The organism is Aestuariivita boseongensis (genome assembly GCF_001262635.1).
GTDB lineage: Bacteria > Pseudomonadota > Alphaproteobacteria > Rhodobacterales > Rhodobacteraceae > Aestuariivita > Aestuariivita boseongensis.
Genome location: NZ_JXYH01000118.1, coordinates 1 through 1008, shown reverse-complemented (window position 1 = coordinate 1008; position 1008 = coordinate 1). Strand labels below are relative to the sequence as shown.

Here is a 1008-nt window from a genome sequence, read left to right as displayed (position 1 = left end):
ATGGGGGGACCATCCTCCAAGGCTAAATACTACTGACTGACCGATAGTGAACTAGTACCGTGAGGGAAAGGCGAAAAGAACCCCGGAGAGGGGAGTGAAATAGATCCTGAAACCGTATGCGTACAAGCAGTGGGAGCCCACTTTGTTGGGTGACTGCGTACCTTTTGTATAATGGGTCAGCGACTTATTTTCAGTGGCGAGCTTAACCGAATAGGGGAGGCGTAGCGAAAGCGAGTCTTAATAGGGCGTCTAGTCGCTGGGAATAGACCCGAAACCGGGCGATCTATCCATGGGCAGGTTGAAGGTTGGGTAACACTAACTGGAGGACCGAACCGACTACCGTTGAAAAGTTAGCGGATGACCTGTGGATCGGAGTGAAAGGCTAATCAAGCTCGGAGATAGCTGGTTCTCCTCGAAAGCTATTTAGGTAGCGCCTCATGTATCACTGTAGGGGGTAGAGCACTGTTTCGGCTAGGGGGTCATCCCGACTTACCAAACCGATGCAAACTCCGAATACCTACAAGTGCCGAGCATGGGAGACACACGGCGGGTGCTAACGTCCGTCGTGAAAAGGGAAACAACCCAGACCGTCAGCTAAGGTCCCAAAGTTATGGTTAAGTGGGAAACGATGTGGGAAGGCTTAGACAGCTAGGAGGTTGGCTTAGAAGCAGCCACCCTTTAAAGAAAGCGTAATAGCTCACTAGTCGAGTCGGCCTGCGCGGAAGATGTAACGGGGCTCAAACCATACACCGAAGCTACGGGTATCACGTAAGTGATGCGGTAGAGGAGCGTTCTGTAAGCCTGTGAAGGTGAGTTGAGAAGCTTGCTGGAGGTATCAGAAGTGCGAATGCTGACATGAGTAACGACAATGGGTGTGAAAAACACCCACGCCGAAAGACCAAGGTTTCCTGCGCAACGTTAATCGACGCAGGGTTAGTCGGTCCCTAAGGCGAGGCTGAAAAGCGTAGTCGATGGAAAACAGGTTAATATTCCTGTACTTCTGGTTAT

1 rRNA gene is annotated in these 1008 nt (G+C 51.1%); it reads left to right on the top strand.

What is annotated here, in order from left to right:
• Positions 1–1008 (top strand): 23S ribosomal RNA (locus TR61_RS19395); the annotation flags it as partial.